The organism is Enterobacter cloacae complex sp. 277I4 (genome assembly GCF_050031465.1).
GTDB classification, from domain to species: domain Bacteria; phylum Pseudomonadota; class Gammaproteobacteria; order Enterobacterales; family Enterobacteriaceae; genus Enterobacter; species Enterobacter cloacae.
This window is the reverse complement of record NZ_JBLGWC010000001.1, coordinates 3,188,283-3,211,604: the sequence shown is the minus strand read 5'-3', so window position 1 is coordinate 3,211,604 and position 23,322 is coordinate 3,188,283. Positions and strand designations below refer to the sequence as shown.

Sequence of the window (23,322 nt, the reverse complement as noted above, 5' to 3'; positions counted from 1 at the left end):
AAAGCTGTGTAAAAGCATGCATTTGCTCCGCTTTTCGTGACCCTCCTCGCATGTCATCCATATAAAACACTTTATAGTGTGTGGGTACTCATAATAAGGAGGCTGTTTATGAGCATTATGCTTACCGGTTCGGTCAAGGAAAGACGGCACGCCAGCACGATGAATATCGATAGATTGTCCACGCTGGACATGCTGAAAGTCATTCACCAGGATGATGCACTTATCTCCGCTGCAATCACCCCTTTTTTACCCATTATTGCCCGTGTGGTGGATAACGCCGCCGCGACCCTGAGCCACGGGGGGCGTCTGGTTATGGTTGGCGCGGGGCCGTCCGGCTGTGTGGCGAAACAGGCGGCGGATGAGTATGCCCCGGGTAAAACCCCGGTGATTGCCATCACGGCGGGCGACGATGCGACAAGCTACGAGCGCGGCGTTGCCGACCTGCAGGCGATTAACTTTGGCGAGCACGATATGATGCTGGCGGTCACCGTAAGCGGAAAAACGCCGTGGGTCTGGGGCGCCATGCGGCATGCGTGGTCGCTCGGTTCACCGGTGGCGGTGATTACCGATAATGCGCAAAGCGAAGCGGCGCAGCTGGCAAGTATGGTGATTGCGCCAGAGCTGGGCCCGGATGTGGTTGCCGGGTATCTGAATACCAAAGCGGCCATTGCGCAGAAAATGATCCTCTCTATGGTGACCACCGGGCTGGCCGTCCGCACCGGGCGGGTTTACAGCAACTTGCGCGTGGATCTGGAGGCGAGCAGCACCCAGTGGGCTGAACGGCAAATCGCGATAGTGATGGAAGCGGGGGGATGCACCCGAGCGGTAGCAAAAGCCGCGCTGGAGAGCTGTAACCATAACTGCAAAACGGCGGTGCTGATGGTGCTGACCGGGCTGGATGCCTGGAAAGCGCATGAGTTGCTTGCGCAGAATAACGGGTTTATTCGGGTGGCGTTGCAGGAAGCGCCGTAATAGAGCGCGCAGGAATAAAAAAAGGCCGCGATTGCGGCCTTTGGTGTTTTGGGGGATTAGAACTGGTAAACAATACCCATCGCGAACTGATCGTCAGTTGCGTTGCCAGTGATGGCACCGTCTTCTTCGTCCAGCAGGTTAAATTTATAGGCAGTATAAACGTTCATGTTTTTATTGAAGTAGTACCAGGTACCCACTTCAATATAATTTACGCGGTCAGCGTCAACGCCTTTATAGCCATTACGGGCATACAGATCTTTACCCTGTGAATATACATAGCCCAGGGATGGACGCAGACCAAAGTCGAATTGATACTGAACAACGGCTTCAACGTTTTGGGTCTTATTGGCGAAGGCGTTATATCCAACTTTAGTCATATTACGGGTTTCACCGTACATTACCGCAGCATAAACGTTGTTTGCATCATATTTAGCAGACAGAGACCAAACTTCCGCCGTATCGCCATAACCGTCAGCAGATTGCTCATCGGTACGATCGGATTTACCGTAGACGCCAACGAAACCAAAGCCATCAAGGTTATAATTCACAGACATGCTGTAACCATCACCATTTGCTTTGAATTCATTGCGGTTATCGTTTTTACCCTGGTACTGAACAGCAAAGTTAAGACCTTCAACCATACCGAAGAAATCGGTGTTACGGTAGGTCGCAACGCCATTGGTACGCTGAGTCATAAAGTTATCTGTGGCAGCCCATGAGTCGCCACCCCATTCAACCAGCATATCGGTATACGCCGCGCCGTCATAAGCCACGCCGTAATTGCGGCCATAATCGAATGAACCGTAGTCTGCGAATTTCAGACCTGCAAAGGCCAGACGTGTACTTTCGTCCTGCTCACCTTCAGGCTTGCTGGCTTCAATGTTGTATTCAAACTGGCCGTAACCGGTCAGTTGACTATTAATTTGCGTTTCGCCTTTTACGCCAAAACGGGCATATGACGTATCTTCATTTTCACTGTTGCTTTCATCAGTGTTGGACCAGATGCGTTCACCAACCATCTTTCCATAGAAATCAAGTTTATTACCGCCTTTGTTATAAATCTCAGCGGCATTTGCTGCGCCAGCCATTAATAACGCGGGTACAAGAATGGCCAATACTTTTCTTTTCATTATATATTCCCTTTAGAGATAATTTATATGAATATATGTAATCACGCTCCGCAACTACAGCATCGATACTATTCCAGGAGAGAGGGTTTAAGTTCAATAATAAATGTAATTAAATGGGTAAAAATATTACTAAATATTTCTAAGTGTCGCTTTATTTTTCTCGTGAATTATAATTTGAAATATATATTGGTTAATTATTGTTAAGTATTTTTCGTGGTTATTTTATAAATTCTATTATTAGCCTTAATTATATTTCTCCGAATTAAACACTCACCAGTCGTCCTCTTCTGTAACCTTGCCCAGGATCAACTTAAGGCAAACTGAGCGTCAGAAACCTTCACACAGCACAGGGTTTAATGCCAAAATGTGACGATTATCACAAAACCAGAGTAAGCATGTGCAAACGGTACGGCAGTGACCGTGGAGTGAAAGATGGAACGAAAAATCGAACGCAGCCTGGGAGGCAAACTGGCCCTGTGGGTGTTTTACGCTTTTTGCGGTTACTTTGTCTGGGCAATGGCCCGGTATATCTGGGTGATCAGTAAAATACCGTCGCTGCCGAATGCGGCAGTGGAAGGGGATTTGGGGTCGACCAGCGGCAAATGGCTTGGGGCATTGCTGGGGTTTCTGGTGCTGGGCACGGTCGGCCTGATCCTGGGCGGGATTGCGTGGTACACCCGTCCCCGTCAGGACAACTCGTGATAGCGTCCGGGAAAGTTGCTATTGTAACCATTTTAACAACAGGACGTGATGATGGAACTTACGCAGTGGCAGCAACGTTTTGAGCGCTGGCTCGGGGAAAACCACACCACCGACGACACCGCGCATGATATTTCGCACTTTCGTCGCGTCTGGATGACGGCGCAAAAAATCATGGCTAACCGGGCGGTCGAGCCGCTGGTGATCCTGACCGCCTGCTATTTCCACGATATTGTCAGCCTGCCGAAAAACCATCCTGAACGTGGCCAGTCATCCCAGCTGGCAGCGCGTAAAACGCGTGAGATCCTGCATCGCGACTTCCCGGACTTTCCCCCCGCGCATTATGACGCCGTGGCGCATGCTATTGAGGCGCACAGCTTCAGCGCCGGGATCGCGCCGCAGAGTCTGGAAGCGAAAATTGTGCAGGATGCTGACCGGCTGGAAGCGTTAGGGGCGATTGGCCTGGCGCGCGTGTTTGCCGTTTCTGGGGCGCTGGGCGTGCCGCTTTTTGACGCACACGATCCCTTTGCTGATGCGCGAACCCCTGATGACCGGGCGTTTGCCCTCGACCATTTTCAGACCAAGCTGCTGCACCTGCCTGATACAATGCAAACAGAAATGGGGCGCGAGCTGGCACGCCACAACGCCGATTTTCTCATCCAGTTTATGGCAAAACTGAGTGCCGAAGTACAGGGTGACTGCCTGGGGCTGGATAGCCAGGTACTGAGCCGCTTCCGTCGCAGTTTGCACCGTTGAACTGTGGTAATCTGTTTCCAGTCTTTATTGTCCGGTCAAAAGAATGCAGGAAAATCGATCAGTGAGTGAGCCCGCACCTGAGCAGGCTGAGAAATCAACGGCAACGGTGCAGGCGCTGCTGCGCCAGCTGCTGGATATCTATGATGCCAAAACCCTCGCCAGCCAGCTCATGGCACACGGTGAGGGCCACTGGAGCCCGGCAATCATTAAGAGACTTATCACCAGCGAGCGGGCAGGGCATCGCCTGAGCGACGGCGAGTTTCGTTATCTGCAAACATTGCTTCCGCGTCCTTCCGCCGCCCATCCCCACTATGCCTTCCGCTTTATCGATCTGTTTGCCGGTATCGGGGGCATTCGACACGGATTTGAAGCCATCGGCGGACAGTGCGTCTTCACCAGCGAGTGGAACAAACACGCGGTCCGCACCTATAAAGCCAACTGGTATTGTGACCCGGATGCGCATCAGTTCAACGCGGATATCCGCGATGTCACGCTGAGCCATAAAAGCGGCGTGAGCGATGAAGAGGCGGCAGAGCATATTCGCCAGAACATCCCGGCGCATGACGTACTGCTGGCGGGCTTCCCGTGTCAGCCATTCTCGCTTGCCGGGGTATCGAAGAAAAATGCCCTCGGACGTGCCCACGGTTTTGCCTGCGATACGCAGGGAACCCTGTTTTTTGATGTCGCCCGTATTATCGATGCCCGCCGTCCGGCCATTTTTGTGCTGGAAAACGTCAAGAATTTAAAGAGTCATGACGGCGGTAAAACCTTCCGCATTATTATGCAGACGCTGGATGAGCTGGGCTACGACGTGGCGGATTCCCAGGATATGGGTGCCGATGATCCGAAAATCATTGACGGGAAACACTTCCTGCCCCAGCACCGGGAACGTATTGTGCTGGTCGGGTTCCGCCGCGATCTCAACCTGAAAGGTGATTTTACCCTGCGGGATATCCCGTCGCTCTATCCGGCGCGCCGTCCGTCCGTCGCCGATCTTCTGGAGCCCGCCGTCGACGCGAAATTTATCCTCACCCCGGTGCTGTGGAAGTACCTCTATCGCTATGCCAAAAAGCATCAGGCAAAAGGCAACGGTTTTGGTTTTGGCCTGGTCAACCCGAACGATCCGCACTGTGTCACCCGCACCCTGTCCGCGCGCTATTACAAAGACGGTGCGGAGATCCTGATCGATCGTGGCTGGGACAAAGCGCTGGGCGAGAAAGACTTTGATAACCCTGAGAACCAGCGTCATCGTCCTCGTCGCTTAACCCCACGCGAGTGCGCGCGGCTGATGGGGTTTGAGACGCCGCAGGGGTACAGCTTCCGCATTCCGGTCTCTGATACGCAGGCCTACCGACAGTTTGGCAACTCGGTGGTGGTGCCCGCCTTTGCGGCGGTGGCGAAACTGCTGTCCTCACGCATTAAACAGGCGGTTGCCCTGCGCCAGAGTGAGGCCGTCAATGACGGATGTGCACAATAAGGCGACGCGCAGTAAAAACATGCGTGCCATCGGCACGCGTGATACGGCAATTGAGAAACGCCTCGCCGGGCTACTGACCGAGGCAGGCTTTGACTTTCGGGTGCAGGATGCCGCACTTGCCGGGCGTCCTGATTTCGTCATTGATGCCTATGAGTGCATTATCTTTACCCACGGCTGCTTCTGGCACCGTCACGACTGCTATCTGTTTAAAGTCCCGGCGACGCGCACCGATTTCTGGCTGGAGAAGATTGGCAAAAACGTCCAGCGCGATCGGCGGGATATCGCCACGCTTGTCGAACAGGGATGGCGGGTGCTGGTGGTGTGGGAGTGTGCGCTACGCGGCAGACTGAAGCTGAACGATCGGGATCTGACCGAACGGCTGGAAGAGTGGATCTGCGGCGGCGGTCAGACCGCGCAGATCGACACTCAGGGCATTCATCCGTTTACGGTTTCTCCACCTGACACGGCACCACCTCAGGCTTAGCGGGCAGCAGGTATTTCCCCAGCGTGACCAGCACCACGGCAAAGACAATCACGCCCAGCGCCAGCCATTCAACCGGCGACAGCGTTTCACCGCCGAGTCCCGTTCCCAGCAGCACGGCCACGACCGGGTTAACGTAGGCGTAGCTGGTGGCGACCGCCGGAGAGACGTTGCGGATGAGGAACATGTACGCATTAATGGCAATGATGGAGCCAAACAGCGCCAGATAACCCACGGCAAGGAAGCCAGACAGATCCGGCATGGTTGTCAGCGTTTCGCCCGTCAGCATGGAGGCAATCAGCAGCACAATGCCTGCGGCAAGCATCTCAATGGCACCCGCCATCATGCCGGACGGCAGCTCAATACGCGAACCATAGACGGAGCCAAACGCCCAGCTCATGGATCCGATAAGGATAATCACGGCCCCCCACGGGTTACCGCTCAGGTTGCCGCCGCTGTTGAGCAGAATGATCCCGGCGAGCCCAATTCCAATCCCCAGCCATTCCAGCTTGCGGGTGCGAATGCCGAAAAGACGGCTAAAGCAGAGCGTGAACAGCGGGACGGTGGCGACCACTACCGCCGCGATACCGGAGGGCACGTTCTGATGTTCAGCAACCGTGACAAAGCCGTTGCCCACGGCCAGCAGCAGCAGGCCAATCAGCGCCGCATTCAGCATCGGGCGCAGCGGGGGGAGTTTATGTCCGCGCAGCAGCAGGAAGGCCATCAGCAGGACGCCAGCCGAGAGAAAACGGATACCCGCCATCATCAGCGGAGGCCAGCTTTCCACCCCAATGCGAATGACGAAGTAGGTTGACCCCCAGATGATATACAGCGAAAAGAGCGCCCCGATGAGCGGTAGTAAGTGCCGAAAACGCATAGTCCCTCACGACGAAATAAAAAGTTCGCTCATAGTAAACGCCAAAACTACCGGGCTGGCGAGCCCTTTAATTGTGTAGTTGCTGTGAAATTTTTGTTGACGCAATGTGCCTGTTTCCGGGTGTGCGGTTTTGTTCCATACTATTCACTTAATTAGCAAAAAAAGAAGGATAGTCATTTTGGCGGGAAGTAGCTTATTAACATTGCTGGACGATATTGCCACCTTGCTGGACGATATTTCCGTTATGGGAAAACTGGCGGCGAAGAAAACAGCAGGGGTTCTGGGGGATGATTTATCGCTAAATGCGCAACAGGTAAGCGGGGTGCGGGCTAACCGTGAGTTGCCGGTAGTATGGGGCGTGGCGAAAGGCTCATTCCTCAACAAGGTGATCCTGGTGCCGCTGGCGCTGCTGATCAGCGCCTTTATCCCCTGGGCGATTACGCCGCTGCTGATGATTGGCGGCGCTTTTTTATGCTTTGAAGGGGTAGAGAAGGTGCTGCACTCCTTCGCCGCGAGGAAGAAGCACGACACGCCAGAAATGCGCCAGCAGCGTCTGGAAGCGCTGGCAGCGCAGGATCCAAAAACCTTCGAACGCGATAAAATCAAGGGCGCCGTTCGTACCGACTTTATTCTGTCGGCGGAGATTGTGGCCATTACCCTGGGTATTGTGTCTGAATCGCCGCTGCTGAATCAGGTGCTGATCCTCTCCGGGATCGCCATTCTGGTGACGGTGGGGGTTTACGGCCTGGTAGGGCTTATCGTTAAACTCGATGATATTGGCTTCTGGCTGGAAGCGAAATCGAGCGCGGTAGCGAAAGGGATCGGTAAAAGCCTGCTGGTGCTCGCCCCGTGGTTGATGAAGAGTCTTTCCGTGGTGGGGACGCTGGCGATGTTTCTTGTCGGCGGTGGGATTGTGGTACACGGTATTGCGCCGCTGCACCATGCGATAGAACATTTTGCTGCACAGCAGGGCGCCGTGGTGGCGGCCATTTTGCCTACGCTGCTTAATCTGGTGCTGGGCTTTATTGTGGGCAGTATCGTGGTCGCCGCAGTGAAGCTGGTTGAAAAGCTGCGCGGTACGGCGCACTAATTGTTACCCGCGCCAGGATGCAAAAAGGCCATTCCTCGTCTAAATTGAAACAGTTTCACCCTGATACAGGAGGCAGGTATGGTCTTTTTGGTCAGTGATGAAGTTAAGCCTAAGAAGGGCGGCCCACGTATGATTGTCACCGGCTATTCCAGCGGAATGGTGGAGTGTCGGTGGCATGACGGTTACAGCATCAAGCGGGAAGCGTTTCGTGAAGATGAGCTTCAGCCGGGTGACGGGCGGCAAAAGCGTGACAAGGCTTAATCACTTAACGCCCGGCCTTGCCGGGCGTTTTTATATCAAGTATCGGGTGTAAGGAAGCGATCAGGGAGTATGTGTGCAGCGTGATACCTTTGTTGTAAGACGAACTTTTCTGCAATGGCTGCATAAGCGTAGCAATCCAGGTGCGATTGTTAATCTCTGTTTTCTGGTGGTACTGGTTTTTTCGACCCTCCTCACCTGGCGTGAAGTGGTGGTGCTGGAAGATGCCTATATCTCAAGCCAGCGCAACCATCTGGAAACGGTGGCCACGTCGCTGGACAGACAGCTTCAGTTCAGCGTGGACAAACTGCTTTTTTTTCGCCAGAGCATGCGCGATGCGCTCCAGACGCCGCTGGCGTTTGATGTCCTGCGTGCAGCGGTGACACGCTTCAATGCAGACCGGTCTCGTCCTTTCTGGCAACTTGCCGTGGATACAAAACGTACGCTGCCCATCAACGGCGTATCGGATGCCTTTGTTGAAAAGACCACGCTGCTTAATCGCGACAATGAACTTCTCGATGATGAAGTGTCCGCTGCGCTTGAAGTGGGGTATTTGCTCAGGCTAGCCTCACCGGTCATGCGCAGCGAAGAACGGGTGGTCTATGTCTCCCGCGCCGGGTTTTACCTCTCCACGGAGACAGCGACAAAGACTGCCGATATTATCCCGCGCTATTACCATCTGGTGACCCAGCCCTGGTTTACGCAGCAAACGGAACGTAACAACCGTGCGCGCGCGGTGTTGTGGTTTATCACTTCGCCGTCAACCTGGACAGGCAACGAGCGCATGATCACCGCAAGCGTACCCATCTATTTTGACCATTACTGGTACGGCGTGGTGGCGATGGATTTTTCTCTCAATACCATGAAACGGATGCTGGCCGACGCGACGGATGACCACGCCGAGGGTGAATATCAGCTGTATGATACCCGGCTCAATATGATTGCCTCTTCTGAAGCGTCCACAAGCGAGGCCAACCATTTTGATGAGCGTGAAACGGCACAGATTGCGCATGCTATTGAGAACAATACCGGCGGCGGGATCCGGCTCGGCAGCCGTTTTGTCAGCTGGGAGCGGCTCGACCATTTTGACGGGGTTATCCTGCGGGTCCATACCCTGCATGAAGGGGTAAAAGGCGACTTCGGCAGCATCAGTATCGTGCTGGCGCTCCTGTGGGCGCTCTTCACCGCCATGCTGCTGATCTCCTGGCTGGTGATCCGCCGGATGGTCAGCAACATGTACACGCTCCAGCACTCGTTGCAGTGGCAGGCCTGGCACGATCCGCTCACCCGCCTCCATAACCGTGGGGCGCTGTTTGAGCGGGCAAAAGCGCTGGCCGGGCAATGTCAGGCGCAGTCGCTGCCGTTCTCGGTGGTGCAGATCGATCTCGATTATTTTAAAAGCATCAACGACCGCTTCGGCCATCAGGCCGGAGATAAGGTGCTGTCCCATGCGGCGGGGCTGATTGCCAGCGCCCTGCGTAAGAACGACGTTGCCGGGCGCGTGGGCGGGGAAGAGTTTTGCGTGGTACTGCCGGGTATCGGGCTGGAGGAGGCGAGAGCGGTGGCGGAACGCATTCGCTCACGCATCGACAGCAAAGAGATCCTGGTGAAAAAGAGCACGACGTTGCGTATCAGCGCGTCGATGGGGGTCAGCTGCGCGCAGGAGAAGGGGAATTACGACTTCGAACAACTGCAGTCGATAGCGGATGCCCGGCTGTATCTGGCAAAACAGCGCGGCCGCAACCAGGTGGTCTGGGACGATCAGGACAAGAAGTGATCCAGCCCTTCATGCCAGCCCGCCGGTCCTGCTTGCTGCGTGTGATACACCCGGGCAGGGTTATCGTCGCGCAGCGTGATGCCCTGGCGGTTAATGCCCTTGATCACTACCGCGAAGTCGACGCTGTCGAGCAGGGGCGCATCATTCGGACCATCGCCCAGCCCGAGCGTCGTGGGCATGATGCCTTCCTGTTCGCGATACTGCGCAATGAGCCAGTTCACCGCCACGTCCTTTCCGCAGCGGGCGTCCAGAATGTGCCAGAAGCGGGCACCCTGCAGGCATTTCAGACCGCGCTGCGCCAGCTCCTCTTCAAACTGCACCATTTTCTCATCGGTGTCGCGCCAGATGAGCGTGACAGAGGCTTCATGTTTACGCGCAAGCGTGGAACGATAGCGGCTCAGCCCCGTCCATTCGCCGATCACCCGGTCATCGACATCGTCAAAGGTGGTGAATTTATACCCTGCCTGCAGGCGGATTTGCTCGATGAACGGGCGAATGTCGCGGTGAAGCATTCCCATAGTATGGCGCTGCGCCTTTTCCCAACGGACATCGGGCTGGATGACCGCGCCGTTTTCGGCAATAAACGGTAACCCCTCGAGGCCCAGATCCTGCTGAATATCCTGCATCTCCGCTGCGGTTTTGCTGCTGCACAGAATGAGCGGTACCTGAAAATCCTGCAGCTTATCCAGCCAGGGCATTGCCGGCTGCCAGGCGTAGGTATGAATATCCAGCAACGAACCATCCAGGTCGGAAAAAACCAGCAGGGTGTCCTGCAGGGAAGGCCGTGCAGCTCCCGATTGCGAATAGTGCCTCATCTAAGAATTTTCCTAAAAAAATAGGACTGTCGGAAGGGAAACGCGCGGAACCGATCCCGCCAAACCCGCATTCGACGTACCTTGCTGCTCATAACAAAAATTCACGTTTAAAAAATATAATATTCGCCACGAGAATATATGCTTGTCAGGCAAAATCGTTGAGGATAGTGTTTCAGCTACATCAGATTTCCTGGTGTAACGAATTTTCAAGTGCTTCTTGCATAAGCAAGTTTGATCCCGGCCATCCCCATGACCGGGATTTTTTTCGTCCTAACGATTCGCTTCAGACACGCTAAAGTCATGGATATCAAGCTCGAAGGCCTCGGCCAGTTCACGGTAGGTGTGATAATCCCTTCCGTTGACGATGACCCGGTCAGAGTTGTCATCCGTACGACGAACTTCTGACTCACTGATCTCATTGATGGCGGCCAACAGGGCATCGACATCCACTTCGACCTCGCGTTTGATGGTGTCGCTGTACTCTTTATCGGTCTTCATTTCGGGGTCCTCATTCAACCGTGTCCAACATTGATTATAGACTGAACACAAAAACGCCATTCGCGCGCCGTGGCGATGTGTGATTTTGCGTTTTGTTCTACACTGGCTCAAAACCACAGGAGGAACGTATGAAGGTTAACGATCGGGTTACTGTCAAAACGGACGGTGGACCGCGCCGCCCGGGGGTGGTACTGGCAATTGAAGAGTTTAGTGAAGGTACAATGTATCTGGTATCACTGGAAGACTACCCGCTCGGCATCTGGTTCTTTAACGAACTGGGGCATCCGGATGGCATCTTTGTGGAAAAAGCGGAGTAACACGGCATCGGGTGCCCGACAGCGCCCGTAAAAGCAAAAATCTCTGGCCAGGCCAGAGATCGTGTAGGGTACTCAAGGTCTTATGCAACTAACGCATGTTGACGAAAATCCCGTTCGTCACATTATCGGTCAGGCGGACAACGTGGTAGATCACTTGCTTATTATGGGTTTTAATCTTCCTTTTAATATTTCCTTTATGTGACGAAACGGTTTTCGCTTTAATATTCATCTGGTCTGAAATTTGAATCGTTCCTTGCCCGGCCATCCACATTCGCAGCATGCTTGATTCAGTTCTGCTTAATGATAGGGTGGGTAAGTTAACCGCTCCTACATTCTTAACTTCCTTATTCAAATAATCCCCCAGAATGTCATCCAGCGACTCTGGTTTTATCGATTTAGAACTGATCAATAAATTTTTACGGACTAACAAATACTCATCGAAATGGATATTTGCGATCGCCATAAAAACAATAAACAGGGTTTTAGGATGCTGATTAATGATTTGCTTAATGTGCTGACTGTTGGCTGGATCGTGAATGAAACAGTCCTCATTAATAAACACCACGCCTGGTTTGAGTTCATCACAAGCGGCTGCGAGCTCCTCAACGGTGTGTGCGTCGTTGATGTCTCTCTTTCTTACCCCTCTGCTTGCCAGATACCCGGTTAACCCTAGCCGGGTGTAGCTGCATAAATCCATAATGATCGTTGACATGGCATACCCTCACTCAATGCGTAACGATAATTCACCATCTGCCTGAGAGCTCATAAACAGCCATACGGGATGGAAAAAATTAATAAACCTGTGAGCATGACAAAGACTTTCAGGCGGACTCACTATCCCGTAAAGTTACGTATAATTTGCCAGGAATCATCTTAAAGTAAAGTAAATATTAAGTATTGTGAGGTGGTTAGAAACAATTAAACCGCGTCAGATATATCCTGGAAGATGTTTTTCGTGTTTTATTTTAGGAATATCCTCAGAAAGACAATATCAACTGTGAGGACTATTATTTACGTGGCAGCTCGCTGACAATATCCGCTAAGAGGTTGAATATCTCGCCGAATAAATGCTCACAGAAGGGGGCGATAAGTGGCATTAGCAATGACATTAATAAAATTCCCACCGTCAGCGTCAGCGGAAAACCAATGACGAACACCGACAGTTGCGGGGCCATGCGGTTGAGTAAACCCAACGCCAGGTTCACGGTCAGGAGCAGGGTGATGATCGGCAGTGCCAGCATCAATCCGTTGAGGAACACCAGCCCTGCGGCGCGGGTGAGTGCCAGGAACGCATTGCTGTTAACCGGGTTTTCCCCAATCGGCAACGTGTGGAAGGTGTCCACCAGCATGGAGATGAGCCACAGATGGCCGTTAAACGACAGGAAAAGCAGCATCGCCAGCATATCGATAATGCGCGCCAGCACCGGCATGTTGAGGTGGCTGCCGGGGTCGACAAACGTGGCGAACGATAGCCCCATCTGCAGGCCGATCAGTTCCCCGGCGGTGCGCACGGCCGCAAAGGCCAGCTGCATGGTAAAACCAACCGCGACGCCAATCAGAATTTGCTGCAACGCCACCCATACCGCATTGGCGGAGAAGATCGGGATATTCACCGGAGGCAGGGAAGGGGCAACGATGATGGTGATGATGATGCCCAGCCCCACTTTGACCCGCTTCGGGATCGCTTTCTCGCTCAGGATGGGGGCGGTGGTGATCAGCGCCAGGATGCGCAGCATGGGCCAGAAATAGACCCCAAGCCACTGAATCCACTGGTCGCTGGTAAAATGGAGCATCGTCGCGTCAGCCGATGATGTACGGCAGATTGGTAAACAGGTTACGCATGTAGTCCAGCAGCAGATTGAGCATCCACGGCCCGGCAACAATGATTGCCACGAACACGGCGATGATTTTCGGAATGAACGAGAGCGTCATTTCGTTAATCTGCGTGGCGGCCTGCAGAATACTGATGATCAGACCGGTCACCAGGGCGACAAGCAGCAGCGGCGCGGCAACGGCAATCGCGATTTTCATCGCTTCCGTGCCCATCATCATGACCGATTCTGGCGTCATTGCGCGCTCCTCAACTGTAGAAACTCTGCGCCAGCGAACTAACCAGCAGCTGCCAGCCGTCGACCAGCACAAAGAGCATGATCTTAAAGGGCAGGGCAATGGTGGCTGGCGGTACCATCATCATACCGAGCGCCATCAGTACGCTGGCGATCACCAGGTCGATAATCAGGAACGGGATAAAGATGGTAAAGCCAATCTGGAAGGCGGTTTTCAGCTCGCTGGTGACGTACGCAGGCAGCAGTATGCGCATCGGCACGGCTTCCGGGCCCTGCAGCTCCCCGGTGTTGGAAAGGCGGGCAAAGAGGGCCAGATCGGCTTCGCGCGTCTGGCGCAGCATGAATTCACGCAGCGGCTGCGCGCCTTTCTCCAGCGCCTCCTGCATGGAGATTTTATCTTCACTGAACGGCTGGTAGGCGTCGGTATAAATCTTATCGATAACCGGCGACATAATAAAAAAGGTTAAAAACAGGGCCAGGCCCAGCAGCACCTGGTTCGGCGGCGCGGAAGGGGTACCCAGCGCGTTTCGCAGCAGGCCAAAGACAATGATGATGCGGGTAAAGCTGGTCATCATCAGCAGGATCGCCGGAATAAAGGTCAGCGAGGTGATGAACACCAGCGTCTGAACCGGGAGCGACCAGCTTTGTCCGCCGCCCGCCAGAGGGGTTGAAACCAGACCGGGCAGTTGCGCATAAACCGCAGGAGCAAACAGGCCAACGCCCGCGAGCGTCAGGGATAACAAACGGCGCATCAGGATCTCCCGGAACGCTTAAGCAAACTCTTCATGACGGACTGGAAATCCGCAGGGGCTTCTGCACGCTCATCACTGATAGCAGGGGCGGGCGGCAGTTTATGTAAAACGTTGACGTTTGACGCGGTGACGCCCAGCACCAGCCGCGCGTCCTCAACGTCTACGATGACCACGCGCTCGCGTGGCCCCAGTGTTGTACTGGCGCTGACCTTCAGACCGCGCGTCCCGGCTGTTTTACCCGCCAGGCCAAAACGCTTCGCCAGCCAGGCGGCGATAAGAATAAAGGCAATAATACCGAGCAACGCGCCGCTCACCTGGAGCAGCGGTGAGCCGGGAACGGCGGAAGGTTGTGATACTGTTGCCTGGGTTTTCATTCTTAACGGCTCAGACGACGCATGCGCTCAGACGGGGTAATGATGTCGGTGATACGCACGCCGTATTTATCGGCCACGACCACCACTTCACCCTGAGCAATCAGATACCCGTTGATCAGGATATCCAGCGGCTCACCGGCCAGACCGTCGAGGGCCACGACGGAACCCTGCGTCAGACGCAGCAGCTCTTTAATGGTCATGCGGGTGCGACCCAGCTCAACGGTCAGCTTAACCGGGATATCCATAATCAGGTCGATGTCCTGCAGCGTACCGCTGACATCACCGCCGCCTAACTGTTGGAAGACGGCATCCGCTGCACTTTTGGCCGGGGTCGCTTTTTGCTCGTTTAACGCGTCAGCCCACAGATCGTCCAGTGCTCCGCTGTTTTCATCGGACGGATTGTTCATGTCACTCATTTGGGCTGTTCCTCATTCAGCGAATTCAAAATCGGGTTGATCAAGTGCTCAACGCGTAACGCATACTGGCCGTTAATTGTGCCGTACTGACTTGTCAGCACGGGGACACCATCCACATGGGCAATAATGCGGTCGGGTTTTTCTATCGGCAAAACGTCACCGGGTTGTAATTTCAGGATCTGGGATAACCGCAGCGGAATATCGGCAAAGCTCGCCACCAGCTCAAGCTGTGAGTGCTGGACCTGGCGCACCAGGTTTTCACGCCAGTTCTGATCTTCATGACGTGAGTTCTCCAGCGGCGGGTTGACCAGCAGCTCGCGCAGCGGTTCGATCATGCTGAACGGCAGGCAAATGTTGAACTCGCCGGTCAGGTTACCGATCTCCACGTGGAATGGCGTGTTGACGACGATGTCGTTCGGAGAGGTGGTGATGTTGGTAAATTTCACCTGCATCTCAGAACGCACATACTCCACTTCCAGCGGGTTAATGGCCTTCCACGCGTCGCTGTATGACTCCAGCGCCAGCTTCAGCATGCGGTTAATGACGCGCTGTTCGGTGTGGGTGAATTCACGACCTTCTACTTTGGTCGGGAAGCGCCCGTCGCCGCCGAACAGGTTATCCACCGCAATAAACACCAGGCTTGGGGAAAACACCACCAGACCTGTGCCGCGCAGCGGTTTCAGATGGATCAGGTTAAGGTTGGTTGGCACCGGCAGGTTGCGGGCAAACTCATGATACGGCTGAATGCGGATCGCACCGACCGTAATATCCGGGCTACGACGCAGCAGGTTAAACAGCCCCATACGGAACTGACGTGCAAAACGTTCGTTAATGATCTCCAGCGCCTGCAGACGTTCACGTACCACGCGACGCTGGGTATTCGGGTCATAGGGACGAATATCGCTATCGCCGCCAATGCCCGGTTGCGGATCATCACTCTTATCGCTGTCGCCGTTGAGCAGCGCATCGATTTCTGCCTGAGAAAGAATACTGTCGCCCATGTCGTTACCGCAGAATAAAGGCTGTATACAGAACGTCAGTGACTTCCTGCTTAGGTTGGCCGTTCACCAGCGGGGTCGCCAGCGTTTGCTTAATAGCGTCGACCAGCTTTTGCTTACCTTCATCGGTGGCAAGCGTTGAAGCGTCCTGACGAGAGAACAGCAGCAGCAGACGGCTGCGCACTTCCGGAAGGTAATCGTTCAGTCGGGAACGGGTGGCTTCATCTTTCAGGCGCAGCGTGATGCCGACATACAGCACACGATCCGCATCACCGAGGTTGACGGTGAAGGTATCCAGCGGGAAGAACACCGGTGCCGGCGGAGGTGGCAGTTCGGCTTTGGCCGCAGCAGTAGAAGGTTTCTGCTGCATGCGCCAGTAACTATAGCCCGCGGTAGCGCAGGCGGCGAGCGTGATTAACACCAGCAGCGGGATCCAGATGGAACGCTTACTTTTTTTGGTGATCGCGGAGTCAGTCATCTGATACGAGCTTCCTGTTTCGGTACAGCTTAATATGGTGATTATCCCGTGTCCGGCTGACGTCAAAGCGTGGAAAAGACGGGGATAATCACGCTACCTCTGGCGTTTAGGCGAAGATGTCTACGGCGCGGTTGCCGCTCGCAGCGGATTGCAGGGCTGCCGGGGTCGGCAGCAACTCATCGCTCTCTTCAGTAAATCCGCCATGTTGGCCGGAACGCGACGCCTGCTGTTGCTGCTGGGATGAAGACTGCTGCTGCCCGGCAAAGCTCTCGCTGCTGACGCTACTCTGCGTAAGCTGAATGCCGTTTTCCGCCAGTGACGTACGCAGTACCGGCAGGGCGGCTTCCAGTGCAGCACGCACGTGGCCGTGCGCAGAGACCATCTGCAGCTGTGCCTGGTCATTATCCAGCTTCAGCGAAATGTGCACCTGGCCCAGATCTTCCGGGTTCAGGCGCAACTCTGCGGTTTGCTGTCCTTGCTTCGCAAACAGCGTGATGTGCTGGCTCAGGTTCTGTTGCCATTCGTGGGTACCGAGCGGCTGACTCAACACCGGTGCGGTGGCAACGGTTGCGGCAGGCTGCGCGGTGGCGTGGCTGGAGACAATCGGCGCCAGGGTGGCGGTTGGTGTTGAAGACGAAGACGCGCTGGCAAGATCCTGTTTCTCGGCCGCGACGGCGAGCGCTGGCGTCGCCGGTGCGTTGGCCGGCAGGGACGGATCAACGTTTTGCGCCTGCCCGGCGAAAGACGGCTGCGCGTTATCCTTGCCCGTCAGGGCGCTGCCCAGTGCGTGTGCAGACGTGCCGTTTTGCGTAAGCGTCGTGGCGGTCAGGGCTGACGTTGCTTTGAGTCCCTCACTGCCCGCGCCTTTCGCCGTGATCGGCGTGGAGGTCTGCTGGTGCGGCAGCATGGCCATCAGCGCGCTTAAGCCCGCCAGCTCTTCTTCGCTCAGTTCGGTTTTGCTGTTATCGGCACTATTCGCCGTGGTCAACGTCTTCAGGGCATCGCCCTTAGCGGCAGGCATCAGCCCGGAGACCAGCGTTTGTAGCGGCGTCGTCTGCGCCGTTTCATCGCCAGCCTGCGTGGATTGACGCGCGAGCAGATCGGCAATTTTCGCCTGCAGGGTGGACTCTCCCCCGGCGTCCTTCGCGACCTTTGACAGCTTGCTGCCAGCCGCCTTCAGGTCGGCCAGCGTCAGCGGCGCATCTTTGCCCTGACCGCTGGCGTCCGTTAACGCGCCCGCCAGCAGAGAAAGAAAGTCTTGCGCACCGTCGGTGCCTTTCCCCGTTTGCATGCCGCCTGACAGGTCGCTGTCGGTCATCAGCAGTTGTTGCAGTGTGATCATTCCGGTTTCCTCATTGATGCGCGCTGGGCAAACTCATCCATTTTTTTCTGATCCTGGCGGTTTTCCGCCAGCGTCGCCGCGGCAATCTGCCGGTCCTGTAAGGTCTGCCAGGCCTGCAGTCGCTGCTTCTTCTCGCGCCAGAAATTCAGCGCGGTGTCGACTTTTTGGGTCCATTGCTGAAGCTGCTGGCGATGCTGTTCTATCGCTTTTTCCAGCGTCTGAATAAACTGCTGATAGTTAATCCAGCGCTGGCTTCCAATGCCCTGTGTCATATCGGTATTGAGGTTGGTGCGATACTCATGCTGATAGTCGATTAACATCTTCAACTGCTCTTCAGCCTGCTGGCACCCGCGTCGCATTGCGCCAAGCTGCAATGCGGCATCATCAACTTCTTTTTCAGCCAGATCTTTCAGCGTTGATAACGCGCTGTTTTGCGCCATGATCGTCGCCCTCCACCTGTGTTACACCTGCGGGAAAATCAGCTCCAGAGCCTGAATCGAATCTTCCCAGTCGGCACGTTCAAATATGCCTTGTTGCAAAAATGCCTCCAGCTGCGGCCACAGGCTAATCGCTTTGTCGAGCATGGGATCGCTACCTTTGGCATACGCTCCCACGCTCACCAGGTCGCGGTTGCGCTGGAAGCTGGAGAGCAGTTGTTTGAAGTTACGCACGCGGGCGTAGTGCTTCTCGGTAATCAGTGCCGTCATTGCGCGGCTGATGGATGCTTCAATATCAATGGCCGGATAGTGTCCGGCTTCGGCCAGGCGACGCGATAACACAATATGACCGTCGAGGATCGCACGCGCAGAGTCGGCAATCGGGTCCTGCTGGTCGTCGCCTTCGGTCAGCACCGTATAAAACGCGGTAATGGAGCCACCGCCGCTAATGCCGTTCCCTGCGCGTTCAACCAGCGCCGGGAGTTTGGCAAAGACCGACGGCGGATAGCCTTTGGTGGCCGGTGGCTCACCGATGGCCAGCGCGATTTCACGCTGCGCCATCGCGTAACGGGTTAGAGAGTCCATGATCAGCAGCACGTGCTGGCCGCGGTCACGGAAATCTTCGGCGATGCGGGTGGCATACGCGGCACCCTGCATACGCAGCAACGGAGAGACATCCGCCGGGGCGGCGATGACCACCGAACGGGCGCGGCCTTCCGCGCCCAGAATGTTTTCAATGAAGTCTTTAACTTCGCGGCCACGTTCACCGATTAGCCCCACGACGATCACATCGGCCTGGGTGTAACGGGCCATCATGCCGAGCAGGACCGATTTACCCACCCCTGAACCGGCGAACAGCCCCATACGCTGGCCGCGACCGACGGTCAGCAGGGCGTTGATCGGGCGCACACCGGTATCAAGAACATGTTCGATCGGGGTACGCTGCAGGGGGTTAAACGGTTGGGTGATCAGCGCGCCGGTTTCGGTGGTGTCCGGGGCGGGCAGGCCGTCGAGCGGTTTACCGCTGCCGTCCAGCACGCGGCCCAGCAGGGCAGGGCCGAGCGGGAGCTGCTTACCGCTTTGCAGACCATCGCCGATGATGTTTTTCGCATAGACGCGCGCGCCGGGCAGAATGCCTTCCACCTCTTCAAGCGGCATCAGGAAAAGACGCTGGCCGTTAAAGCCCACCACTTCGCTTTCCACTTCTCGCGTTTCCTGCCCATCCTGACGCTCGATCACGCAGGTGGCCCCCAAAGGCAACTGCAGGCCGGTGGCTTCCAGCACCAGACCGGTGGCGCGGGTCAGGCGCCCATAACGACGAACAGATGGCAGTTGCGCCATCTTCGTTTCAAAGTTATCGAGCGTGTTGAGCCAGCGAGTGAGGCGTGCGGTCATCAGACGACTCCCGGAGCCGCCAGGCGGCACAGTTCCTGCCAGCGGGTGGCGACGCTGGCATCCAGATCGCCTTCATCGGCGGAGACTTTGCATCCGCCGTGATGTAACGACGGGTCACCGCGCAGACGCCAGCCGTGCAGGCTCAGCGTGGCACCGAGACTCTCTTCCACGCGCTGGAGATCGTCCGGATGAACGCGCAGTTGCGGTTTCCCGCTGAACAACGGCTCTTGCTGCAGCAGGCCCTGAATTTGTTTGATCAGCGCTGAATTATCGACCGCCGGGGTCTGGCCAATTACCTGACGGGCCGCTTCCAGCGCCATCTGCATCAACCGGGAAGCAATCACGCTGTCCAGCGCATCCAGGGTGTGCTGGAACTCGCTGACCAGCTGCTGCATACGGGCATGGAGAGGCGCCTGCTGCTGGCGCGCCTGCTCAATACCCTGTTCTAACCCTTTCGCCAGACCTTCCTGATAACCCTGGTCATGGCCTTTCTGTCGGCCTTCATTCAGACCCGCATTAAAACCCTGCTCATGCGCCTGCATTTGTAACTGCGCCAGCATCTGCGTGCGCTGTTCTTCTTCGCTCAGTTCAGGCGCCTCGACGTCGGTGTCGCCCTCCTCGGGCGACGCTACGACAGCCGGGGTGAATTCAGAGAGGGCAGGGGCCAGATCGTCAGGCGTCCAGCGCTTCCACGGTAGCTCATTAGACATAGGTGTCGTCTCCGCTGCCAATTACCATCTCGCCGGTTTCTGCCAGACGACGAACGATGAGCAGGATCGCTTTCTGTTCGTTTTCCACCTGAGACAGACGCACCGGGCCACGGTTGGCAAGGTCGTCGCGCAGGATATCTGCCGCACGCTGGGACATGTTGCGCAGGAACTTCTCGCGCAGCGGCTGTTCGGCACCTTTGAGGGCGATAAGCAGCGACTCGGAGTCCACTTCCTGGAGCAGGCGCTGGATGCTGCGGTCGTCCACTTCGACCAGGTTTTCGAACAGGAACATCTCGTCGATAATTTTCTGCGCCAGCTCGCCGTCGAATTCGCGAACCGCCGTAATAACGGCTTCTTCCTGCTGCGTTTTCATCAGGTTGATGATTTCCGCCGCCGTTCTCACGCCGCCCATTTTGCTGCGCTTGAGGTTCTGGCCGTCGAGCAGGTTGTTCAGCACTTCGGTCAGCTCCGCCAGCGCCGCTGGCTGGACACCGCCGAAGGTGGCGATACGCAGCATCACATCGTGACGCAGGCGCTCTTCGAACAGCGCCAGAATATCGGCCGCCTGACCACGTTTGAGGTGAACCAGGATGGTGGCGATAATCTGCGGGTGCTCGTCGCGAATAAGGTCTGCGGCACTCTGCGGCTCCATAAAGTTGAGCGTTTCGATCCCGCTGGCGGTATCGCGCGTTTCGAGAATGTCCTCCAGCAGGCTGGCGGCACGCTCTTCGCCCAGCGCCTTGACCAGCACGGAGCGCAGATAGTCGTTGGCGTTGACGTTGAGCGCTGCAAACTGTTCGGCTTCCTGCTCAAACTCCGACAACACTTCGGTCAGCTGTTTGTTGGAGATCTGACGCACGTTGGCCATGGCCGCACTCAGAATTTGTACTTCTCGCTGGGAGAGGTGTTTAAATACCTCAGCCGCACGATCTTCGCCAATGGTCATCAGCAGGATGACGCTTTTATCGGTGCCCGTAAGCGTATTACTCATGTTCGTTACCCATCCACTGGCGGATGACCAGCGCCACGACGCGCGGATCGTTATCTGACATTTCGCGAATGCGCTGGCTCATGACCTCAGCACCCATGCGCTGGTTAGCACGACGCTGCTGCATCTGTTCGTCTTTGCTGAGGCGGACTTCAACTGCTTCTTCCACTTCCTGACGCGCGTTCATCTGTTCGCGAGCTGCTTTCTCGGCTTCTGCACGACGCTGCAACTGAGGACGAACGCCCTTACGCCACAGCAGCCAGGCGACAATCAGCACCAGCAGCCAACGGCCCGCAGACATCAGCTGATCGATAAACGCCTGCTGTTGCCAGAACGGCAGCTCACCGCCGGTCTCATCTACCGGGTTAAACGGTGAATTCACCACGTTGAGGCTATCGCCACGCTTCTCGGAGTAACCCATCGCTTCACGGGTCAGGTCTTCGATCTGCTTCATCTGCTCTGCCGTCAGCGGCAGCGGTTTGCCATTCGGCAGCGTTTTGTAGTTCACCACGACGGCCACCGACAGACGCTGAATATCACCCACGTTCAGTTTCGTGTGGCGGATAGTCCGATCCACTTCGTAGTTGGTGGTTTCGTTACGGCTGCTGGTACGTGGACCGGCATTGCTGGCCGTCGAGGTTGTGGTCTGCTGATTTTGCTGACCATTCTGCTGATTAGCCGGCGGCGTGGAAATAGGGGCTGCGTTAGCCGGGGCAGGCTGGTTAGAGAGTGCGCCCGGCACGCCGCCTGGGTATGCGCCACCAACCTGTTCGTTTTCGTTAACCTGGCGAGAGCGCATCACTGCCTGAGCCGGATCGCCGTTCGGGCGGTACTGCTCTTCGGTCTGTTCTTTATTAGAGAAGTCGATCTGCGCGGTAACCTGGGCATGGACGTTGCTGTTACCCACAACCGGGCCGAGGATCGCTTCGATGCGGCGCTGGAGGCGCGCTTCCACATCGGCGGCATATTTCAGCTGCGCGTCATTCAGATCGCGTCCGGCGGTATTGTTTTGGGTCAGCAGGTGACCACTCTGGTCAACCAGCGTGACGTTACCCGGCGGTAAACCGGCGACGGCGCTGGAAACTAAATGTGTAACCGCGCTGATTTGCCCTTCATCCAGCGCCCGGCCGGGTTCAAGGTTGACTGTGACGGAAGCCGACGGGGATTTCTGTTCGCGGACAAACAGGGACGGTTTAGGCATGGCAAGGTGCACGCGGGCGCTCTTCACCGGGCCTAATGTTTCAATCGTGCGGGCCAGCTCACCTTCCAGCGCACGCTGGTAGTTCACCTGCTCGCTGAACTGGCTGATACCGAACTTTTCCTGATCCAGCAGTTCAAAACCCACCGCGCCGCCCTTCGGCAGGCCCTGCTGCGCCAGACGCAGACGGAGTTCATGGACTTTATCTGCCGGTACCTCAAGCGCACCCCCGTTATCGGCGAAGCGATAAGGGATGTTCATTTGAGTCAGTTGGGTGACGATGGCGCCGCCATCCTGATCGGAAAGGTTGCTGTAAAGCGTGCGGTAATCAGGACTTTTCGCCCACAACACCATCGCTACAAGGATCGCAATTGCGGCAGCGCCTGCCACGATCAACGGGATTTTAGGATTCGCGCGAAGGCGGTTCATCCACTCGAGTGATTTATTCTGCGGCGCTGTCGATGCTGCTGCACTCATTGCGCACCTCTTAAATCCTGGTGGTTTACGTTATTCGTGTAGAGAAACAAAACTGACTCCCGGGTCGGCAAACACGACAAAAGTTCCATATTGATGGCCCAGCCATTATTTGATGATTCGTGATTTTCTATGGGCCAAATAACCTGGTTTTTTATCGCTATTTACCGCCATTATCTTATTGACAAGCTGTTAGTCTTGACCGCGTAAAAAACCATCCAGGGGAGAGTTATGGCTATACAGGGTATTGAAGGGGTTATCAGTCAGCTGCAGGCAACCGCGATGACGGCCCGTAATCAGAATGTGGCAGAACAGCAGCCGACCATCAGCTTTGCCGGGCAACTGCATGCTGCGCTCGACCGTATCAGCGATACCCAGACCGCCGCGCGTACCCAGGCCGAGAAGTTCACCCTCGGTGAACCTGGCGTGGCGCTGAACGATGTGATGACCGATTTGCAAAAAGCCTCGGTCTCTCTGCAGATGGGGATCCAGGTGCGTAATAAGCTGGTGTCTGCGTATCAGGAAGTGATGGGCATGCAAGTTTAGG

Annotated in this window: 27 protein-coding genes and 1 pseudogene; 10 read left to right on the top strand and 18 right to left on the bottom strand. The window is 55.7% G+C overall.

Annotated features, from left to right (window positions below; translation table 11 throughout):
- Positions 1-108 precede the first annotated feature (108 nt).
- The gene (locus ACQG19_RS15775; protein WP_246932504.1) at positions 109-972 is read left to right on the top strand and encodes an N-acetylmuramic acid 6-phosphate etherase; all 864 of its coding nucleotides are present in this window, start codon (positions 109-111) and stop codon (positions 970-972) included.
- Between the two features lie 56 nt (positions 973-1,028).
- Here ACQG19_RS15775 and ACQG19_RS15770 read toward each other — a convergent pair whose 3' ends face one another.
- On the bottom strand, positions 1,029-2,102 hold the full coding sequence (locus tag ACQG19_RS15770) for a porin (protein WP_246932502.1): 1,074 nt from the start codon (positions 2,100-2,102) through the stop codon (positions 1,029-1,031).
- Positions 2,103-2,534: 432 nt separating this feature from the next.
- Between ACQG19_RS15770 and drpB the strand changes: the two genes are divergently transcribed.
- The 4 genes from drpB (at position 2,535) to ACQG19_RS15750 (ending at position 5,518) form a co-directional block, all read left to right on the top strand.
- Positions 2,535-2,804, top strand: a complete 270-nt coding sequence (drpB, locus tag ACQG19_RS15765; RefSeq protein WP_029882559.1) for a cell division protein DrpB — start codon at positions 2,535-2,537, stop codon at positions 2,802-2,804.
- Between the two features lie 51 nt (positions 2,805-2,855).
- On the top strand, positions 2,856-3,557 hold the full coding sequence (locus ACQG19_RS15760) for a phosphohydrolase (RefSeq protein ID WP_246932569.1): 702 nt from the start codon (positions 2,856-2,858) through the stop codon (positions 3,555-3,557).
- Positions 3,558-3,618: 61 nt separating this feature from the next.
- Positions 3,619-5,034, top strand: coding sequence for a DNA cytosine methyltransferase (locus tag ACQG19_RS15755; protein ID WP_023619810.1), 1,416 nt, complete (start codon positions 3,619-3,621; stop codon positions 5,032-5,034).
- On the top strand, positions 5,015-5,518 hold the full coding sequence (locus tag ACQG19_RS15750; RefSeq protein WP_023619809.1) for a very short patch repair endonuclease: 504 nt from the start codon (positions 5,015-5,017) through the stop codon (positions 5,516-5,518). Before ACQG19_RS15755 ends, ACQG19_RS15750 begins: the two co-directional genes overlap by 20 nt.
- On the opposite strand, the gene yedA is transcribed toward ACQG19_RS15750, so the two are convergent.
- On the bottom strand, positions 5,478-6,392 hold the full coding sequence (yedA, locus tag ACQG19_RS15745) for a drug/metabolite exporter YedA (RefSeq protein WP_013097747.1): 915 nt from the start codon (positions 6,390-6,392) through the stop codon (positions 5,478-5,480). The two genes, ACQG19_RS15750 and yedA, sit on opposite strands and share 41 nt — an antisense overlap.
- A gap of 169 nt (positions 6,393-6,561) precedes the next feature.
- Between yedA and ACQG19_RS15740 the strand changes: the two genes are divergently transcribed.
- The 3 genes from ACQG19_RS15740 (at position 6,562) to dgcQ (ending at position 9,517) form a co-directional block, all read left to right on the top strand.
- Positions 6,562-7,482, top strand: a complete 921-nt coding sequence (locus ACQG19_RS15740) for a DUF808 domain-containing protein (RefSeq protein ID WP_170942733.1) — start codon at positions 6,562-6,564, stop codon at positions 7,480-7,482.
- 78 nt (positions 7,483-7,560) lie between these two features.
- A complete protein-coding gene (locus ACQG19_RS15735; protein ID WP_013097745.1) occupies positions 7,561-7,743 on the top strand; it encodes a YodC family protein in 183 nt (60 codons plus the stop codon).
- A gap of 73 nt (positions 7,744-7,816) precedes the next feature.
- A complete protein-coding gene (gene dgcQ / locus ACQG19_RS15730; protein WP_108452977.1) occupies positions 7,817-9,517 on the top strand; it encodes a cellulose biosynthesis regulator diguanylate cyclase DgcQ in 1,701 nt (566 codons plus the stop codon).
- Here the strand turns inward: dgcQ and ACQG19_RS15725 are convergent.
- On the bottom strand, positions 9,502-10,332 hold the full coding sequence (locus ACQG19_RS15725; protein ID WP_058679635.1) for a mannosyl-3-phosphoglycerate phosphatase-related protein: 831 nt from the start codon (positions 10,330-10,332) through the stop codon (positions 9,502-9,504). The genes dgcQ and ACQG19_RS15725 overlap by 16 nt on opposite strands.
- A gap of 270 nt (positions 10,333-10,602) precedes the next feature.
- Positions 10,603-10,830: a YodD family peroxide/acid resistance protein gene (gene yodD / locus ACQG19_RS15720; RefSeq protein ID WP_013097742.1), complete on the bottom strand. Its 228-nt coding sequence runs from the start codon at positions 10,828-10,830 to the stop codon at positions 10,603-10,605.
- 128 nt (positions 10,831-10,958) lie between these two features.
- On the opposite strand from yodD, the gene dsrB reads away from it, so the two are divergent.
- Positions 10,959-11,147 carry a protein DsrB gene (gene dsrB / locus ACQG19_RS15715; RefSeq protein ID WP_013097741.1) on the top strand — a complete coding sequence of 63 codons (189 nt, stop codon included), beginning with the start codon at positions 10,959-10,961 and terminating at the stop codon, positions 11,145-11,147.
- A gap of 88 nt (positions 11,148-11,235) precedes the next feature.
- On the opposite strand, the gene rcsA is transcribed toward dsrB, so the two are convergent.
- From rcsA to fliF, 14 genes and pseudogenes are all read right to left on the bottom strand, one after another.
- Entirely contained in the window at positions 11,236-11,859 is a 624-nt protein-coding gene (rcsA, locus tag ACQG19_RS15710) for a transcriptional regulator RcsA (RefSeq protein WP_013097740.1), read from the bottom strand.
- Between the two features lie 279 nt (positions 11,860-12,138).
- Positions 12,139-12,940, bottom strand: a pseudogene (fliR, locus tag ACQG19_RS15705) (flagellar biosynthetic protein FliR).
- 7 nt (positions 12,941-12,947) lie between these two features.
- The gene (gene fliQ / locus ACQG19_RS15700; RefSeq protein WP_008500315.1) at positions 12,948-13,217 is read right to left on the bottom strand and encodes a flagellar biosynthesis protein FliQ; all 270 of its coding nucleotides are present in this window, start codon (positions 13,215-13,217) and stop codon (positions 12,948-12,950) included.
- 10 nt (positions 13,218-13,227) lie between these two features.
- A complete protein-coding gene (gene fliP / locus ACQG19_RS15695; RefSeq protein WP_013097738.1) occupies positions 13,228-13,965 on the bottom strand; it encodes a flagellar type III secretion system pore protein FliP in 738 nt (245 codons plus the stop codon).
- Complete coding sequence (fliO, locus tag ACQG19_RS15690) at positions 13,965-14,339, bottom strand: flagellar biosynthetic protein FliO (protein WP_013097737.1); 375 nt, start codon at positions 14,337-14,339, stop codon at positions 13,965-13,967. The genes fliP and fliO overlap by 1 nt, the downstream gene beginning before the upstream one ends.
- A 2-nt stretch (positions 14,340-14,341) precedes the next feature.
- A complete protein-coding gene (gene fliN, locus ACQG19_RS15685; protein WP_008500318.1) occupies positions 14,342-14,755 on the bottom strand; it encodes a flagellar motor switch protein FliN in 414 nt (137 codons plus the stop codon).
- A complete protein-coding gene (fliM, locus tag ACQG19_RS15680; RefSeq protein ID WP_013097736.1) occupies positions 14,752-15,756 on the bottom strand; it encodes a flagellar motor switch protein FliM in 1,005 nt (334 codons plus the stop codon). Before fliM ends, fliN begins: the two co-directional genes overlap by 4 nt.
- A 4-nt stretch (positions 15,757-15,760) precedes the next feature.
- Complete coding sequence (fliL, locus tag ACQG19_RS15675; protein ID WP_014832480.1) at positions 15,761-16,231, bottom strand: flagellar basal body-associated protein FliL; 471 nt, start codon at positions 16,229-16,231, stop codon at positions 15,761-15,763.
- A gap of 106 nt (positions 16,232-16,337) precedes the next feature.
- Positions 16,338-17,573 (bottom strand): flagellar hook length control protein FliK, encoded by a 1,236-nt coding sequence (gene fliK / locus ACQG19_RS15670; protein ID WP_058679632.1) that lies wholly within the window; start codon positions 17,571-17,573, stop codon positions 16,338-16,340.
- Entirely contained in the window at positions 17,570-18,013 is a 444-nt protein-coding gene (gene fliJ / locus ACQG19_RS15665; protein WP_013097733.1) for a flagellar export protein FliJ, read from the bottom strand. The genes fliK and fliJ overlap by 4 nt, the downstream gene beginning before the upstream one ends.
- Before the next feature lie 21 nt (positions 18,014-18,034).
- Positions 18,035-19,405: a flagellar protein export ATPase FliI gene (gene fliI, locus ACQG19_RS15660; protein WP_013097732.1), complete on the bottom strand. Its 1,371-nt coding sequence runs from the start codon at positions 19,403-19,405 to the stop codon at positions 18,035-18,037.
- A complete protein-coding gene (gene fliH, locus ACQG19_RS15655) occupies positions 19,405-20,115 on the bottom strand; it encodes a flagellar assembly protein FliH (RefSeq protein ID WP_013097731.1) in 711 nt (236 codons plus the stop codon). Before fliH ends, fliI begins: the two co-directional genes overlap by 1 nt.
- Complete coding sequence (gene fliG, locus ACQG19_RS15650; RefSeq protein ID WP_008500327.1) at positions 20,108-21,106, bottom strand: flagellar motor switch protein FliG; 999 nt, start codon at positions 21,104-21,106, stop codon at positions 20,108-20,110. Before fliG ends, fliH begins: the two co-directional genes overlap by 8 nt.
- Entirely contained in the window at positions 21,099-22,778 is a 1,680-nt protein-coding gene (gene fliF / locus ACQG19_RS15645; RefSeq protein WP_194500405.1) for a flagellar basal-body MS-ring/collar protein FliF, read from the bottom strand. The genes fliG and fliF overlap by 8 nt, the downstream gene beginning before the upstream one ends.
- A 228-nt stretch (positions 22,779-23,006) precedes the next feature.
- Here fliF and fliE point away from each other — a divergent pair, with 228 nt between their 5' ends.
- Positions 23,007-23,321 (top strand): flagellar hook-basal body complex protein FliE, encoded by a 315-nt coding sequence (fliE, locus tag ACQG19_RS15640; protein ID WP_013097729.1) that lies wholly within the window; start codon positions 23,007-23,009, stop codon positions 23,319-23,321.
- Position 23,322: the final 1 nt, after the last annotated feature.